The organism is Streptomyces sp. NPDC046716 (genome assembly GCF_040645755.1).
GTDB lineage: Bacteria > Actinomycetota > Actinomycetes > Streptomycetales > Streptomycetaceae > Streptomyces.
Map to the genome: position 1 here is coordinate 15,319 of NZ_JBEYYU010000052.1, position 14,960 is coordinate 30,278.

Sequence of the window (14,960 nt, forward strand, 5' to 3'; positions counted from 1 at the left end):
GCCGACAAAGGTCAGCGAGAACCCTCAACCTTTACTGAGAACGGATGTCGGCCATCATCGGGCCAACCTAACAACGCCCCGACAAGTCAGCCGCGCTTCCCCTGCCGCCGCCACGTGCGCCCGCCGTCGTCCGAGGCGTACAGCCCCTCGCCCTTCACCAGGTCGTACGTCGCCGTCGTCGCGTCCGCGATGCCGTACAGCGTCTTGCCCTGGACGGTGAACGAGGTGAACGGCACCGGGGTCTTGACCTGGTGAAAGGCCCGGTTCGAGCGGTCGTCGGCGAGCCAGTAGCGGCCCTCCCTCTCGCCGACGAGCAGCCGCCCGTCCGGCAGCGCCCGCAGTACCAGGAACACCACATCGCGCTTGAGGTCCTGCCAGGGGATGCCGCCCCCGGTGAGGTTGCGCCAGTGCGCGCCGTCGTCCGCGGTCACCATCAGGCCTCGGACCGTGCCGTTGGGGCCGCCGCGGAGCAAGGCCAACGCCGTCGTGCCGCCCGCCGCGGTGACGGCGCCGCCGCTGGTGTACGGCTTGGGCATCGGTATGGAGGTGAGGGTGCGGCCGTCGCGTTGCTGCACGACGCGGTTGGGCATCCGCGACTGGTCCACGAACCAGACCGAGCCGCGCTCGTCCAGCGCGAAGTCTACGTATTCCGGTGCACCGGCCGGGGCCGCCACGGTGCGGTTGGCGGGGCGGTAGAAGCGAGCCGGCATCCCCTCGTGGAGGACGATGTCGCCGGGGCGGGTGCCCAGCGCGCGGTCCGACGTGGTGACCTTGTGCCGCTTACCGCGTACGTCGAGCGCGTACGCGCTCTCCGCGCCCCTGCTGCTGCGGTGCCAGCGGACGAAGCCGTCGCGCACGCCGATGAACTGGTCCGGCTGATCCTCCACGTTCGCGTGCCACGCCTGCTGCGCGACCGTGCGGCCGGCCGGCGAGACGATCCGCCAGGCGGCGGCCGCCGGGCCCTCGTCGTCCCCGATGTAGCGCGCGTTGTACGACAGCAGCAGGGAGCCGTCGCCCGCCCGCGCCACCCCGGCCGGTGCGCCGGCCGCCTCGATGACGGCGTCAGCACTCGGGTGCGGGTCCTTGATGACACGCTTGTACGCCGCCTCGCGGTCGCCGCTGCCGACCTCGGAGTCGCTCTGCGTACACGCGGTCAACGCCAGGGACGTGACGCTCACGACCGCCGCGGCGACTGTGAACACGTGCCTTCTCAGCCTCACCATCGCGCCATCCTCGCAGCTCAGCGTCGCGGAAGGGCACCTTCCGGACTCTTGGTCATCTCGATCCGGTGACCGGCCGCCTGATCGGCAGGCCGCGCCGCGAAGCTTCGGGCTTGTCCTCACCACCGGATTCCGCGCCGACTCGGCAGCCGTCCCACCTGCAGCACCACCGCGACAACTTCGAGGAGAACGAGACACCTTCAGTGAGAACGAACACCTGCCGCTGAGACGGGCCAACCACCACGCACAGCCGGGCAAAACACGACGCTAAGGGGCCAACTGTAGCGCTAAGTCTCACTGCCGTTACGCGCAGGACTTTTGGATACACGCTTAGCACCCGGGATCTTGAGAGTCGGCCCGGCCCGTCAGTCCGCCGGACCGTACCCGTCCTCTCGCAAGAGTGAACCGCCATGCCCCCTTTTCGTCTCCCTCGTCCTCGACAAGGACCTGGACCTGTTCGGCATCACTGTGGGCCAGGGGCTGCTCGAGGCACTGCTGATCACGGCATCCGCAGCGGCGTGGCTGCTCCACCGCCGGGCGGCCAGCCCGCCCCAGGTACGGCATTTCACGCTGCTGCGCCGGTCCGCTACGAGACCACCCTGGCGACCAGCACCACGATCACGCGCTGGGTCAACGGTCACCAGCACCACTACACCCTCACCCACGGCACCCTCGCCGCCGAGGCGCTGGACAACCTCTGACGAGGGCCGCTCTCCGCAGTCGATCGAAGGCCGCTTCGGTACGAGTCGTGCCGGGGCCGTCGATGTCGCGCTACACACCGCCTCCGCCGGCGCGGCCACGCCCGCCCATCCCGAGGTCGTAGGACGGTCGCACGGTTCGTCCCCTGCTGCGGTTGACGAGGAGCAGGACGGAGCAGACAACGGCACAGGCCAAACCCGCGCAGAGCAGAAGGGACGTCCAGGACCACACCGCTTCGGTGGTGTGGCCGCTGCTCCAGTGACAGCTGACGGACGGCGGGAAACTCTTCACGTCAACTGATGTCAGCGTGTAGTCCCGTCCCACGTCCCGGTACACGCCCTCGCCGGTCTTGTCCGCGCACACGTCGAGCGGGTTCGTGAAAGCGAGCCCGTAAACGGACCCAGCCCCATACGCGGCGATCGCTGCAGCGCTGCCGATCACAGTCCAGCGGGCCAGCCACGACGGCTTATTCCTGGACGCCCACAAGGCATACGGGATCGCACCCACGGCGAAGCAGAAGATCGTGATCAGCGGCGGACCGCACAACGCGAACATGGACACCATGAACGCTGACGCTACGTCGAAGGAGTAGGCCCCCGCAGCCAGACTCAGGGCACACGGCGCGGCCTGCCGGTAGGTGGCGCCGTGCTCACCACACAGGCAGCGGCTGCGGTTCCGGGACGGCCAGTTCCGTCAGCAGATGGGCGTACTTCTCCGGCTGCGCCTCGAAGTCGACGCGGGCGGCGATCCCGGCCGGGTCCGCGTCGGGGCCGCGCAGCAGATCGATCGACGTCTGCGCGAACTGGTCGACGCAGCCGCGCTGTTCGACCGTGACGAGCAATCGGCGCAGTTTGCCCACCGCGTACTTGGCCGTTGCGCGTTCCTTCGCACCGGCTCGTAGCATCTGCCGCCGGCCGGCCGCGGGCCCGGCCTTCTCCAGCAGGGGGGCGAGCAGGGCGGCGAGCTCGGCCGCGCGCTCCACGGCGGCCCGTCCTTCGGGACCGACCCGGACCAGGACGCTCAGGGCGTTGAGCAGGTCGGTGACGCGCGGGTCGGAGCGTTCCAGGAGTTCCCGACCCGCGCCGATCCGCACCGCGCCGTCGGCCAGCACCTGCGCGGCGGCGGTCAGCCGCTCGGCCGCGCCCGGCTCCACGCCGGGCAGCCGGGACAGCACCGGCGTCCCTGCACCGAGCACGTCCCGCGCGGTGCGGGTGCCGCATCGCCGCAGTTCAGCGGCGTCGAATCCACCGTCCGCCGCATGCCACAACTCCTCGACGGAAACCTGCCCGAGAGCTTCGTCCACCAGCGATTGCCGCAGCGGCTCCCATGCTTCGCGCACCGCGTTCACAGCCTGCGTGTGATCCTGCGCGAGCCGACTGGCGACCTGCTCGAGGCGGCGTGCCGTGCGGACGGCCGAGGGACTCGCGCCGCTGAGCCGGTACAGGGAGCGGATGTTGCCGCCGACGACCCCGACGATCAGCACCACGATCGACAGCCCGACCAGATGGTCCGAACGGTCGATCGCCCTGTCGTACTTTGCATCGTTCTGGCCGAGGACGAAGAGGTCGCCCTTGTCGGACCCTTCGGTCACCATCCATCCGCTCTCCCAGCCGTGGCCGGTGTCGGGATCCCAGGCCCCGCCCTTGAGCACAGGGTCCCGGTCGGGATCGCACCGGTAGTGGCCCTTGCGCCGCTCCTTCGCGTAGGGGTCGGCCCAGGAAACGGTGCAGCTCCCGTCGGACTTCTCGCTCAGCACGGTCAGATCGACCTGCTTCGTCTCGGGATCTTCCGGAGCCGTCGCATAGACCGCGAACGCGACCCCGAAGATGACCAGACCGAGCGCTACCACCCAACGGAAAAACGGCACATGTCTCACTCGACCCCACCCCTGACCTGCACGTTATTGCATACGCAACTATTTCAGGAGCGGAGGAGACACGACAAGTCCGAGAAGTCGGCAACGCGATCCGGTCCGTGCGTTCCGGTGTCCGGCAACCACCGCACCGCCAAATCCCGGATGGGCCCGGACGGCCAAGCAGGATAGCGAACCGGGCATCTCGCCCACGGCGTCGCGAGCGGTTCGATACGCGGCGCGACAAGAGTCGAACCTACGTGTGTGACCGGCGACGGTCCCGTGCGGCACAAGGTGGTGGGTCGCGGACCCGGTGGCAAAGACTCGTGGCGATGTTGGTGCGGCCGACCGGAGTGGCTGCGGGTCGGCTGGTCACTCCGGCATCGACGTCCGCGCCCGCGGCGACGCCGGCACATCCGGAGTCCACCACCCCGCAATTCGCCCGTGAGAATCCGCCCCTGAGCAAGGGACAGCCCCTCACGCATCTGGGAACCCCGTCGACGCATGCAACGGGCGGGCCGTTTCTGCCGCGGTAGCCCGGGTCTCCTGGTCGGCGCCGCCGGAGTCGAGTTCCTCGAGAAGAAGTGCGGCCGCCTGCAGGACGCCCAGCTGTACCGGGACGGTCGGCAGCGCGGTGAGCAAGGCCATGGCCCGGCCGCAGCACCTCCCGCCCGAGCCGTGCAAAGCCGGCTCGAGGGTGAGGGCGCGGGCCAGGCGTCGCGGGGCAGGTGGGATCTGGGAGACAGGCCCTAAGCGGCAGGGGCGGCTGACACCTTCTGCAGCGCGGCCACCTGACGGTGCACGAGGTCACGAGGGATATGCACCTCGTTGTGGGTGCCGCTCATGTCATTGGTGGCGAACGTGACGAGCGTCGCGCCCACCCGGACGACCCGCACCTCGGTCGCCAGCGCTGGCGTGTCCGGGACCGCGATCATCTTCGCCCGGAACGCCACCTCCTGGTCGCCTTCGCCGAGTCCCTCCGCCGCACGTACGTTGCTCCACTTCCCGCCGCCCAACAGGGCCGGGAACGCGCGGCAGGTGCGCAACGCGGCACGCAGGTCGTCCAGGACCCGCCCGGCGTCCTCGGCGGAGTACGCGGTGAGAAAGACCTGCCCCGCCACATGTTTCCCCGGCGAGACCGTCCCTTGCACCACACCCCTGGGCATCCTCTGACTCTGGCCCTGCCCGGCCGCGAGGACCGGCGTGCAGTCCGCTGGAGTGGCGGCCCCGGCACGTATCGCGTACGGCTGCCCGACGATGGAGGAACTCTCGGGCAGCGCGGCCGCCTTCAGCTCCCGTTGTGTCAGTACGCGCGCAGGTGCAACCTTCTTCGACGACTCGGCCCGCTTCGACGGTGCGGCTGCGGTGGTGTGCCCGGACGCGGCCGGTGCGCCTCCCCCACACCCGCTCGCCCCGGCCAGCACGCATACCGCCGCGGCGAGCGTGACGGCCCCGCTTCTGTGTCTCGTGCCGTTTCCCATGATTCCCTCCCCTGATCGGATGGGATGGATCTTATGGGGACCAGGGGCTCGGTCTTGAGACATGGTGGCGGTCGCCCCGAGGGCATTCGGCGGCTAGGCACTGTCTCTTGAATCCGCCCGTGAGATTGTCGTGCTTGTGATCGAGTCCTGGGTGATCAATGACGGCAGCCCTTTCCCTGTGTCGTCCGGGGAGGTGCTGGAGGCCCTACGGCCGAGGATCGACAGCGGGCAGCATGAGACGTGGTTGATCACTTCGTCCGGACGGTCGCCGGCCTTCGCGAGGACCACCGAGCGCGCGATGGTCATGCTTCTCCAAGAAGAGGGCGAATCCGGCGAGCATGCCGTGGATCCCGGATCCGAGGGGTCGAGCGACGGGTTCGTCCTGTCCAACGGGCAGCACGACGAGTACCCGGACCAGGACACCGTGCCACCGGTGAGGCATTCAGACTCGTGGAGCACATCGTCGGCACGGGCTCGTGGCCCGCGGACGCGCCTTGGGGTGTCGATCGCTGACAGCGTCTCTCGCCGGACCCACATGCCGATGGCAGCGAGGAGGAGCCTGGGAGCCCGTCGACTGGGCCCCGTTCGGCCTGGTGGGCATCGACGCCTACCGAACCGCGCAGAACGCCGCCACCTTCCGCACCCACCTGCGCGAGTCCTTCTCCCACGGCAAGCCCGTCGTCATCACCGAGTACGGCACCTGCGCCTACCGCGGCGCGGGCGACCTGGGCGGCATGGCCTGGCAGCCACCGCACGGAGCGACCCCGACGAGGACGCAAGGGCGCTACCTCAACGAACTCCTCCTCGACATCTTCGAGGAGGAATGCGACGACACCGCGCTGTGGTTCTCCTTCGCCAACTACGACAGGCCCCGCGACCGCGACATCGCCTTCCACGGTGTCGTGCGCCTGCTCGACGAGACCCGCTGAGAGCCGAAAAGGGTCTTCCACGCTATGAGCACCAGACATCAACGGCCGAGCCTCCGATCCGACTGACATGAGGTTCCGGAACGTCGACGCAGGCTCTCACCCGTCAGATGAGGCAATTAAGCCACAGCGGCCGGGAGGCAAAGGTTCCCCGATGCGGCACTAGCTACTTCAGGGCTTGCTCAAGCCCGCGCTCCACAGAACGGAGTCCCGCATGGCTTCGGCCCGGCTGTCTGCAGCCAATACTCTGCGCAGGAACTCCGTCATGCCACAGTCAAAGCGCGTCCAGATGTCGTCGCCGTGGCTGAAGAGCACCACCGCCCAGTCCTCGGGACTGCCGTGGGTGAGCCAGCAGTACAGGTCGGCACTGCCGTCCGCTCCCCAGGTCACCAGATCCTCGGCCGCTGCATCGATGCCGGTGGGTGAGGTGTCCACCCATGTGGCTCGCGTATCCGCGGTGATGAACCCCATGCCCCCTTTCGGGACGCCGGGCTCATCACACGTCTCAGGAGTCACGGTGGCAGGAACCAGTACACCGAGATCCAAGCCAGGCAGGGCGTCACCGTAGTATGCGAGGAACTCCTTGAAGTCCGAAGGGAACACGAGCCCCCAGGCCCTTTGCACAACCTCCCAGTCGACCTTCACCCCCGCCCCGGCCGACGGCGGCATCAAGCGCGTCAGGCCAGCGAGACCAGCTCGGTCAATCATGTCCCTGCTCCCGTCCGCCTCGTCTGCAGGGGCGGGCCCCTATCGGCTCACCCGTGCGTCTACGGGAATGACACCGTATCCCGGCCACATGAGTCTCTCTGCGGGACAATCATGTCGCTACATTCGCGCTGTCTTGTGCGGCGTCTTCGTGAGAGTGCGGCTTCAGTACGCCCTGTCCACGCGTACGGTCGATCTCGCTCCATTCCGGGCGCAGTCCAGCCAGATTCGTGGTGAAGAAGTACGCGGCTCCGCAGGCGAGCAGCACCGGCACGAGTCCGAGTGTGGTCACCGCCGCTCCGGCGAGCAGCCCGCCGAGAGGGATGCCGGCCCAGGCCAGCGAGTCGCCGAGGGCGTTGACGCGGCCCAGCATCCGGCGCGGGACTCGTTCGACGAGGACGGCTCCCAGCACTGGGTTGACGAAGCCAGCACCGAATCCACTGAGCGCGAAGACGGCCAGTACCGTCCAAAACGGGGCGTCAGAGGTGAGAATCAGGAACCTCGGCGCCCCGGCCAGCAGGAATCCGGTGAGAACCGTCATCCGGCGTCGCAGCCGGTGTGCGACCGCCGCGGCGATCAGGCTGCCGCCGACCGCCGCGGCCCCCATCAAGCTGCCCATCAGGCCGATCGAGCTTGGCCCGTTGCCGGATTCTCTCACCCAGACGGGTATCAGCACCGAGGTGATAGCCGCGTCCAGCAGGTTGGTGATGCCGACCATGACGATGACGGTGAGCAGCAGTGGCTCTCCGCGTAGGAAGGTGAAGCCCTCGCCGAACCGCCGCCAGTAGCCCGGTCCGGTTCCGTCGCCGGACGGGGGGGTCTTCCTCGGCCCCGTGCCCCATGCCACGGGGCAGTGCCGTTTTGATGATCATTGATCCGAGAGCGAAGCAGCCGGCGTTGACGGCGAGTCCGGTCAGGGGGCCGAGCAAGGCCACCAGGGATCCGCCGACGGCCAGGCCGACGGTGGAAGCGAGCCGCTCGATCACACCGGCCAGACCGGTGGCCCGCTCCAGCGGAACACGGCCGCGTTCGGCAGCGTCCGGGACCATCACTTCCTTGGCGAGGTCGCCGGGTCCCCGGGCCGCGCCGATCGACGCGACGAGAATGAGCAGAAGGGGAAAGGACAGCAGGTCCAGGCTGTGGAGCAGGGGTATCGCGGCGGCGGCGGCCGCGCTGGCCAGATCGGTGGCCCAGGAAACAGTCCGCGGGCCGATCCGGTCGACCAGCGGCCCGGTGAACGCTTTGACCACCACGTAGGGCGCCATCTCGCTGAAGGCGACCAGTCCGGTCTGGGTGGCGCTGCCGGTCGTGACGAGGACGAACCAGGGCAGTGCCACCACGGAGATACGAGTGCCGGTCAGCGACACCCCCATGGCAGCCAGCACTCCGCCCAGCGGCCGTAAGGACCTCTTGCCGGGTATGCCGGCGGCCTCCGCGGCGTCGGTCATGGCCTCGGACATCCTGCGCCGGTTGTAAGATCGGCAGGAGGCGACGACAGAGTAGGCGCATCCAGTTCGGGCAGGGTCTGTGTAATCACAGCGACCCGTTGGGCGCCGTCCGGGGCACTCGCCGGTAGCGCGCCAGGACTTGCGTCAACTCCCGGTACAGGGTGGCCGCTTCGTCTGGTGTGAGCCGCAGGGCCCAGTCGCTCATGTCGAAGGTGTTCCGCCATGCGCGGGGCATCGTCTGGAACTCGTTCAAAGTCTGCTGCGTGCGCAGGGTGTAGATGGCGGCAACCGACTGCTGGTAGGCCAGTGCGGCCTCTGACTCCCGCTCGGCCAGATCAGGATCGTTGAACCAGATCGTCCGGTGCACCGAGCGCCAACAGCGCTCCCGCGCGTTGCCGCGTTCGGTGTCCTCCTCGACGAAACCGGCGGCGCCGAGCTGCCGGGCAAGCCGATGCTGACTCGGTGGTGCTGGATGCCAAGGGGCTGCGTGCGCTCGCGCATCCGGTGCGCGTGCAGTTGGTCGGATTGCTGCGGAAGTACGGCCCGTCGACGGCGACCCGCCTCGCGGAGCGGCTGGGTGTGAGCTCCGGTACGGCCAGCTACCACCCGGGCCGTCCGGCCTCACCTGTGGGTCCGTCATACCGCGCACCCCAGTCCGCAAAGACTTGTTCGCAAAGAGGTCTTTGCGAACAAGTCTTTGCGGACTAGGGCTCGTCCCGTAACTGATCATGGACCTGGTTACGACAGAGGTCGCTGCCTACGGCCCCTTGCCTATCCGGCAAGGGCGAGGTTGTGCAGGCGGGCGACGCCGAGGATGGCGTAGTGCACGCCATCGCCGTTGAGTTGGCAGTCGCGCAGGATCCTCCAGCCCTTCATACGGACGAAGGTGTGCTCGACCCGTGCCCTGACCTGCTTGTGTGAGCGGTTGTGTTCCTCCTTCCGGGCCGGGAGCTCTTCGCCGTTGCGGCGCGGTGCGGGATGACCAGCCCGGTGCCCTGATAGCCACCGTCGGCGATGGTCATGGTGGTGCCGACGGCGGCCTTCGCGCCGGATTCCTCCCAGCCCCGGGAGTCGTGACGCTTGCCCGGCAGGGGACGACCGACCACGACAACCAGGCGGGTGTCAGCGTCGATGACCACCTGATGGGCCGTTGAAAAAAGCGATAGTTCTTCGACTGCTCAGCCACCGTGTGGTTGCGGGTGGGCACCAGGGTGCCGTCGACGACGAGCACAGTGTCCTTGCGGAACTGCTTCCACTGTCGGATCGCCAGCAACGGAACGAGGTGATCGATGATTCGGTCAGCCGCCGACTTGGAGACACCGAACGACGGGGCGATCTGGCGCATCGTCACGCTCGTCCGCCAGTAGGCCGGCACCAACAGGACACGGTCCTCCAGCGGCAGGCTCCAGGTCCCGCCGCGCCACTGATCCGAAGCCGGCTCGCGTCGCACCGAGGCAACCAACTTGCCGAAGCAGCGCAAACTCAGCCCGGTGAACGGCTCTATCCAGGACGGCACCGACGCCGTGATCACACCAGCCACCACATGATCGTTTCACTCGACGAGAAGCAGCCTCCGCTCACATGCCTTCTCGGCCTGAGCCGGTCCAAAATGCCGCCATGACCGACGAATAGCACACCGAGCCCGCCGCGCACGGCACCTGGCCCATGCGGTACGCAGTTGTCCCGCCGGGGTGGCAGGGCAAGTCGCCCGCGGGTGTGGTCCGGATCAACGCGCCGACCTCGGTGGTCAGCATTGTCGGTCGCTGGGCCTGCGACGGCGAGACGGACCTGCCCCCACGGCGGCCCTGCAGCAGGGCTTGGAACTGGAGGCGCCCGCGGCCGCCGGCGAGGCGGGCCTGCCCCTGCCCGCCCAGGCTGCCGCGGAGGAGCTGGGCTTCTTCGAGAAGCTGCGGACCTATCTTCGGGCGTTCCCGCCGTCGGCCGCCGAACGTGCCTACCAGAAGCGGTTCGCGCCGCTGGGGCTGCTGGCGGAGCAGAGCCCGTACGCCACGCCGTCGGCGGAGCTGCGAGACGCTCTGCTGTCCGGGTTCAAGGTGGGCAAGGAGCGGGTGGAGAACCACACCGTGCACGGCGGCAGTCCGGTGCAGAACGGGTGGAATCTGACGTACCACGCCTTCGACTACAACCTTGCCCACTTCGGCCTCGGCACGCTGGACGATCCGCAGTGGGTGATCCAGGACCGCGACGCCGCGCGCCTGGAGCGGGCGGCGTCGGCCCGCGCCGGGTTGTGGGGCAACCACGGCTACGAGGCCGCGTATGCGATGACCTGGACCGACGGCGCCGGGCAGGCGCTGGACGGCATGCGCGCCTACACGCTGCGGTTCAAGGTGCCGCCGCCGGTGGACGGGTTCTGGTCGGTGACCATGTACAACCTGCCGGAATACTTCCTGGTCGCCAACCCTATCGACCGCTACTCCATTGGCGACCGCACCTCAGGACTGCACTACGAGCCGGACGGCGCCCTCACCCTGCACCTGCGCCCCGACGCACCCACCGCCCCGGAGGCACGCGCGAACTGGCTACCGACGCTGACCGGGGCGTTCCGCCCGATCCTGCGGATGTACCAGCCCCGGCCCGAGGTCTTCAACGGCGGCTTCACCCTGCCGCCGATCACTCCCGCCTGATCAGGCCGTCACCGCCTGGACGACCTCGGTGCGCGGCCCCAGCACTGTGCCCTCGTTCCGGCCGCCGGTGTGGAACCTGTTGGGTGTGCAAGGTCGCATCACAGACCGCGGTGAAATGCTCGGACGGCTCCCAAGGGAATTCCGGACCTTTGAACACCCCGTTGTACCAGCACGGCCGGCCGCCTGAGCAGCCGATGCTGTTGGCGGGTGAAGATCCATGCCCTCTGAGCTCGCGGGTCGTTGGCCAGACCATGAAGACGACCGTGATCACAGCGCTCACAGCCGTCGCAGCACTCTCCTTCTCGATGTCGATGGCGCAGGCAGACGACGGAGACAACAACACGCAGCAGTTCACCGGGGGCGGTATTCAGGCCGCCGACAACTTCGATCACGCCACCTGCCTGTGCCCCATCCCGGGTACCGAATCAAACCTCATCCTCCCTGCGCCCTCGCTGTCCGACTACCAGGGCGGTCACAAAAACAACATGCCGATGGCTGCCGAGTCTGCCGAATAGCAGCCTCCCCGCAGTGTGCGGCACGCACCGCACACTGCGGAGGCATAGCCCGGCGTCCTCGCCAGGCGGGTGTTCGTCTGAACACTTCATGAAGTAGGCCAGAGCCGCGCCTGCTGCTGCGCCCGCCCGAGTGCTCCCCCCCGTTCCGTGTGCTGCGCTGAGAAGTGCCGGCCGCCCAGCCCGCAGTGGGCCCCCACGGGCGGTCGACCGGTCGACGCCAGCTGTCCTTCGCCCGAGGGTCCTGATCGTCTGGCAGGTGGGTGGGATCGACGGGAAGACAGCGGGCAGATGTGAAGACGAGCCCCGGGCGAGCGCTCCCGAGGCTGACGAGATCGCCCAGAATCTGCACGTGAGGAAGCGAGGGCATTTTTCGCTCCTCACCCTACAGAGCCCCTGAAGCTGCTCTCGGTCACCGAACTCGCCCAAGAGCGCGGGCACCTCACAATCGAGGTGGAGCAACTGCAACGCGCGGTCGACTCCCACGCCGTCATCGACCAGGCCAAGGGCGCCGTGATGACGCCTGGCGCGGGACCGGCATCAGCAGAGCGGCGAGGAAGGCCCGGTCTTCCGAAGTGAACTTCACTCGCTGCGCGCCGAGTTGCCGTTCGAGGACCGTGATCTGGTGGCGCGGGGCGAGGATCTCCGCGTCCTTGTCGCGGTCGCTCACCGGTAGCAGTCGCAGCATGGCGAACGTGTTGGTGACAGTCAGACAGCCGACACGAAGCAACACAAGTGTTCATCCTGCCGCAGCACCACACAGGCGCCTGATCTGCACGGACGGCATTCTCGGCAGGCGCAGAGTGGCCGGCACACGAGTCGCTCAGCCCACTCGTCCGGCACGCAGGACTTCTACTTCGAGCGGGTACTGACCGAGGACGCGTCGACCTCAATCAATGGCGTGCATGAAAAGTCATGCGAAACATCTGTTGGACGCATGCGGTGCGGACAAATTCTCATGGGGCCATGCCTCACACCCCACCGGTCTCCGACGTGGACCTCTTTGCCGACGATGTCGTCGTCGACCCCTATCCGACCTATGCGGCGTTGCGTGACCTCGGCGCGGCCGTGCACGTGCCGCGGAACGATGTCTACGCACTGACCCACTACGACACCCTGCGTGCCGCCCTCGCCAACTGGGAGACCTTCTCCTCGGCCGCAGCGATCGGTTTCAACTCCGAGGTCAATGAGGCGCTGACAGGTACCTCGCTCGCCTCAGATCCGCCGGCCCACGCCCAGCTCCGGGCCACGCTCACCGCGAACCTTTCACCGCGCGCCCTGCGCGGCCTGAAGGGCCGGATCGAGGCGAAGGCCGATGCGCTGGTCGCGGACCTGGTCGAGCAGAGCTCGTTCGACGCGATCGACGCACTCGCCCGGGCCTTCCCGCTCGAGGTCGTCGCCGACCTGATCGGCTTCACGGGCGATGCCCGCCACAACATGCTGCGCTGGGGCAAGGCCGCCAACCAGGTCATCGGCCCGATGAACCAGCGCACCGTGGAGAGCTTCCCGATCGCCGGTGAGCTCTACGCCTGGTGCTCGGCGGTGACGCGTGCGGACCTTGCCAAGGACTCCATCGGTCGCGCCATCTTCGAGGCCGAGGAACGTGGCGACGTCCCGCCGGGCTCGGCCGGCCCGATCATCCATCAGTACCTCGCCGCCGGGGTGGAGAACACCGTGACCGCGCTCGGCAACATCGTGGCCCTCTTCGGGGCCCACCCCGACCAGTTCGAGCTGGTCCGGCGGGACCCCTCCCTGATACCCGCCGCGTTCAACGAGGTCCTGCGCTACTGGGCGCCGATCCACGCCTGGGGGCGCAGGACGACGCGGGACGTGGAGATCGACGGCGTCACCGTCCCGGCCGGCGCGCGGATCGCCATCCTCTTCGGCGCCGGCAACCGCGACCCACGCCACTACGACCAGCCGGACGCCTTCCTCGTCGAACGCAATCCGGTCGACCACCTCTCGCTCGGGTACGGCGTGCACGGCTGCGCCGGCCAGGGGCTTGCCCGTCTCGAGGCCCACGCGATCATCGACGCCCTCTCCCGGCGCGTGCGGCGCCTGGTCGTGGCAGCCGAGACGCGCGTCCCCAGCAATGTCACCCGCAGCATCGACCGGCTGCCCGTTCTGGAAGTTGTGCCCGCATGAAGATCGTGCTCGACCGCCCCCGCTGCGAGGCCCACGGCCTCTGCGAGGAGACGGCCTCCCACCTGATGCACCTCGATGACGAGGGAGAACTCGTGCTCGATGTCGAGAATGTCGAGGAAGGCACGCCGGAGGCGGCCGAAGCGAGCGCCGCTGTCCGGGTCTGTCCCGTCGCCGCACTGAGGCTGGCATGAGCGGCCACCCGGAGAAGATCGTCATCGTGGGCAACGGTGTCGCCGGTGTCACCGCCGCCGACGGCCTGCGGGCAGCCGGGTTCGATGGAGAGTTGACAATCATCGGAGACGAGCGCCACGCGGCCTACAGCCGTCCCGCGCTGTCCAAGGCACTGCTCGCTCCCGCCCCGGACCTGGACGCACACCGCCTCCCGGCGCCCACGCACGGGGCGACCGAGATCCTGGGTGTCCCGGCGACCGGGCTCGACATCGCCGGCCGGCGGGTCTCTCTCGCCGACGGTTCCGCGCAGTCGTACGACGCGCTGGTGGTGGCCGCCGGCTCGCGGGCTCGCCGCCTCACCGAGTCACCGCACGAGCTGACGCTGCGCGGCTTCGACGACGCGGTGGCACTGCGCGAGCGCATCGCAGGTGGGCCTTCGGTGCTCGTCGTCGGTGGCGGGCCCCTCGGCATGGAGATCGCCTCCGGCTGCGTGAACGCCGGCTGCACGGTGACCGTGGTGTCGCAGGGCGCGCCGCTGGTCGAGCAGCTCGGGACGCACCTTGCCGGTGTGTTCACGGCCGCTGCGCGCGAGCGAGGCGTGCGGATCGTCGACTCGGGTGCGGTCTCGGTGGAGCACGACGGCGACCGTGCCCGTGTCGTCGCCGGAGACAGCGCCGTCCATGAAGCGGAGATCCTGGTCAGCGCGGTCGGGGACATTCCGAACGTCGAGTGGATGTCAGGGACCGGTCTGGTCACACGCGGTGCCCTCCACGTCGACGAGAGGGGGATGCTGGGCCCCGACATCGCGGCCGTCGGTGATGTCGCGGCGTTTCCCACGAACCGGGGTGTACGCCGCATCCCGCTGTGGAGCAGCGCGATCGAGCAGGCCAAGGTCGCTGCCGTCGCCCTGATGCGTGGTGCGGCTGCACCGCCCCTGGCATTCGACCCGTACTTCTGGACGGAGGCCTTCGGACTCACCCTCAAGGCCGTCGGTGACCTGCCGGTGGCTGGTGACCCCGAGTACGTCGACGGCGGTCCCGTCGGCCCGGCCCTGATGCGCTGGGCCAGTGGGGACGGCGCAGGATCCGCTGTGGCGCTCGACTACCGCATCCCGATTCCACGACTGCGCAGGGTGCGTGCGACCGCCGATGCGTAG

15 protein-coding genes and 5 pseudogenes are annotated in these 14,960 nt (G+C 68.6%); 9 read left to right on the forward strand and 11 right to left on the reverse strand.

Annotated features, from left to right (window positions below; translation table 11 throughout):
- Positions 1–86: 86 nt before the first annotated feature.
- Positions 87–1,202: a hypothetical protein gene (locus tag ABZ930_RS31010; protein WP_361555044.1), complete on the reverse strand. Its 1,116-nt coding sequence runs from the start codon at positions 1,200–1,202 to the stop codon at positions 87–89.
- A 536-nt stretch (positions 1,203–1,738) separates the two neighbouring features.
- On the opposite strand from ABZ930_RS31010, the gene ABZ930_RS31015 reads away from it, so the two are divergent.
- Positions 1,739–1,921, forward strand: a complete 183-nt coding sequence (locus ABZ930_RS31015; protein WP_361555047.1) for a hypothetical protein — start codon at positions 1,739–1,741, stop codon at positions 1,919–1,921.
- A gap of 70 nt (positions 1,922–1,991) precedes the next feature.
- On the opposite strand, the gene ABZ930_RS31020 is transcribed toward ABZ930_RS31015, so the two are convergent.
- From ABZ930_RS31020 to ABZ930_RS31035, 4 genes are all read right to left on the reverse strand, one after another.
- A complete protein-coding gene (locus ABZ930_RS31020; protein WP_361555050.1) occupies positions 1,992–2,483 on the reverse strand; it encodes a hypothetical protein in 492 nt (163 codons plus the stop codon).
- A gap of 85 nt (positions 2,484–2,568) precedes the next feature.
- The gene (locus ABZ930_RS31025) at positions 2,569–3,786 is read right to left on the reverse strand and encodes a hypothetical protein (RefSeq protein ID WP_361555052.1); all 1,218 of its coding nucleotides are present in this window, start codon (positions 3,784–3,786) and stop codon (positions 2,569–2,571) included.
- Positions 3,787–4,248: 462 nt separating this feature from the next.
- Positions 4,249–4,419: a hypothetical protein gene (locus tag ABZ930_RS31030; protein ID WP_361555055.1), complete on the reverse strand. Its 171-nt coding sequence runs from the start codon at positions 4,417–4,419 to the stop codon at positions 4,249–4,251.
- 101 nt (positions 4,420–4,520) lie between these two features.
- Entirely contained in the window at positions 4,521–4,892 is a 372-nt protein-coding gene (locus ABZ930_RS31035) for a hypothetical protein (protein WP_361555058.1), read from the reverse strand.
- 953 nt (positions 4,893–5,845) lie between these two features.
- On the opposite strand from ABZ930_RS31035, the gene ABZ930_RS31040 reads away from it, so the two are divergent.
- A complete protein-coding gene (locus ABZ930_RS31040) occupies positions 5,846–6,181 on the forward strand; it encodes a hypothetical protein (protein ID WP_361555061.1) in 336 nt (111 codons plus the stop codon).
- A gap of 168 nt (positions 6,182–6,349) precedes the next feature.
- Here ABZ930_RS31040 and ABZ930_RS31045 read toward each other — a convergent pair whose 3' ends face one another.
- The 3 genes and pseudogenes from ABZ930_RS31045 to ABZ930_RS31055 all read right to left on the reverse strand — a co-directional run.
- Positions 6,350–6,886 carry an SMI1/KNR4 family protein gene (locus ABZ930_RS31045; RefSeq protein WP_361555064.1) on the reverse strand — a complete coding sequence of 179 codons (537 nt, stop codon included), beginning with the start codon at positions 6,884–6,886 and terminating at the stop codon, positions 6,350–6,352.
- Positions 6,887–6,995: 109 nt separating this feature from the next.
- Positions 6,996–8,331, reverse strand: a pseudogene (locus ABZ930_RS31050) (MFS transporter).
- Positions 8,328–8,773 (reverse strand): annotated as a pseudogene (locus ABZ930_RS31055) (ArsR family transcriptional regulator); the annotation flags it as partial. The pseudogenes ABZ930_RS31055 and ABZ930_RS31050, both read right to left, overlap by 4 nt.
- A gap of 20 nt (positions 8,774–8,793) precedes the next feature.
- Between ABZ930_RS31055 and ABZ930_RS31060 the strand changes: the two are divergent.
- Positions 8,794–8,937, forward strand: a pseudogene (locus ABZ930_RS31060) (helix-turn-helix domain-containing protein); the annotation flags it as partial.
- Positions 8,938–9,102: 165 nt separating this feature from the next.
- Here ABZ930_RS31060 and ABZ930_RS31065 read toward each other — a convergent pair.
- Together ABZ930_RS31065 and ABZ930_RS31070 are read right to left on the reverse strand one after the other, a co-directional pair.
- Positions 9,103–9,437: pseudogene (locus ABZ930_RS31065) on the reverse strand (transposase family protein).
- Complete coding sequence (locus tag ABZ930_RS31070) at positions 9,350–9,871, reverse strand: transposase family protein (RefSeq protein ID WP_361555067.1); 522 nt, start codon at positions 9,869–9,871, stop codon at positions 9,350–9,352. The pseudogene ABZ930_RS31065 and the gene ABZ930_RS31070 overlap by 88 nt, the downstream one beginning before the upstream one ends.
- A 119-nt stretch (positions 9,872–9,990) precedes the next feature.
- Here ABZ930_RS31070 and ABZ930_RS31075 point away from each other — a divergent pair.
- The 3 genes and pseudogenes from ABZ930_RS31075 to ABZ930_RS31085 all read left to right on the forward strand — a co-directional run.
- A pseudogene (locus tag ABZ930_RS31075) lies at positions 9,991–10,113 on the forward strand (DUF1254 domain-containing protein); the annotation flags it as partial.
- Between the two features lie 35 nt (positions 10,114–10,148).
- Entirely contained in the window at positions 10,149–10,976 is an 828-nt protein-coding gene (locus ABZ930_RS31080; RefSeq protein ID WP_361555070.1) for a DUF1214 domain-containing protein, read from the forward strand.
- Positions 10,977–11,227: 251 nt separating this feature from the next.
- On the forward strand, positions 11,228–11,491 hold the full coding sequence (locus ABZ930_RS31085; RefSeq protein ID WP_361555073.1) for a hypothetical protein: 264 nt from the start codon (positions 11,228–11,230) through the stop codon (positions 11,489–11,491).
- Between the two features lie 487 nt (positions 11,492–11,978).
- Here ABZ930_RS31085 and ABZ930_RS31090 read toward each other — a convergent pair whose 3' ends face one another.
- Positions 11,979–12,221, reverse strand: a complete 243-nt coding sequence (locus ABZ930_RS31090; protein WP_361555076.1) for a hypothetical protein — start codon at positions 12,219–12,221, stop codon at positions 11,979–11,981.
- A gap of 233 nt (positions 12,222–12,454) precedes the next feature.
- On the opposite strand from ABZ930_RS31090, the gene ABZ930_RS31095 reads away from it, so the two are divergent.
- Genes ABZ930_RS31095 through ABZ930_RS31105 form a run of 3 tightly spaced genes read left to right on the forward strand, consistent with a single transcriptional unit; the run spans position 12,455 to position 14,960 of the window.
- Positions 12,455–13,633, forward strand: a complete 1,179-nt coding sequence (locus tag ABZ930_RS31095) for a cytochrome P450 (RefSeq protein WP_361555079.1) — start codon at positions 12,455–12,457, stop codon at positions 13,631–13,633.
- Positions 13,630–13,824, forward strand: a complete 195-nt coding sequence (locus ABZ930_RS31100; RefSeq protein ID WP_361555082.1) for a ferredoxin — start codon at positions 13,630–13,632, stop codon at positions 13,822–13,824. The genes ABZ930_RS31095 and ABZ930_RS31100 overlap by 4 nt, the downstream gene beginning before the upstream one ends.
- Positions 13,821–14,960, forward strand: coding sequence for an FAD-dependent oxidoreductase (locus ABZ930_RS31105; RefSeq protein WP_361555085.1), 1,140 nt, complete (start codon positions 13,821–13,823; stop codon positions 14,958–14,960). The genes ABZ930_RS31100 and ABZ930_RS31105 overlap by 4 nt, the downstream gene beginning before the upstream one ends.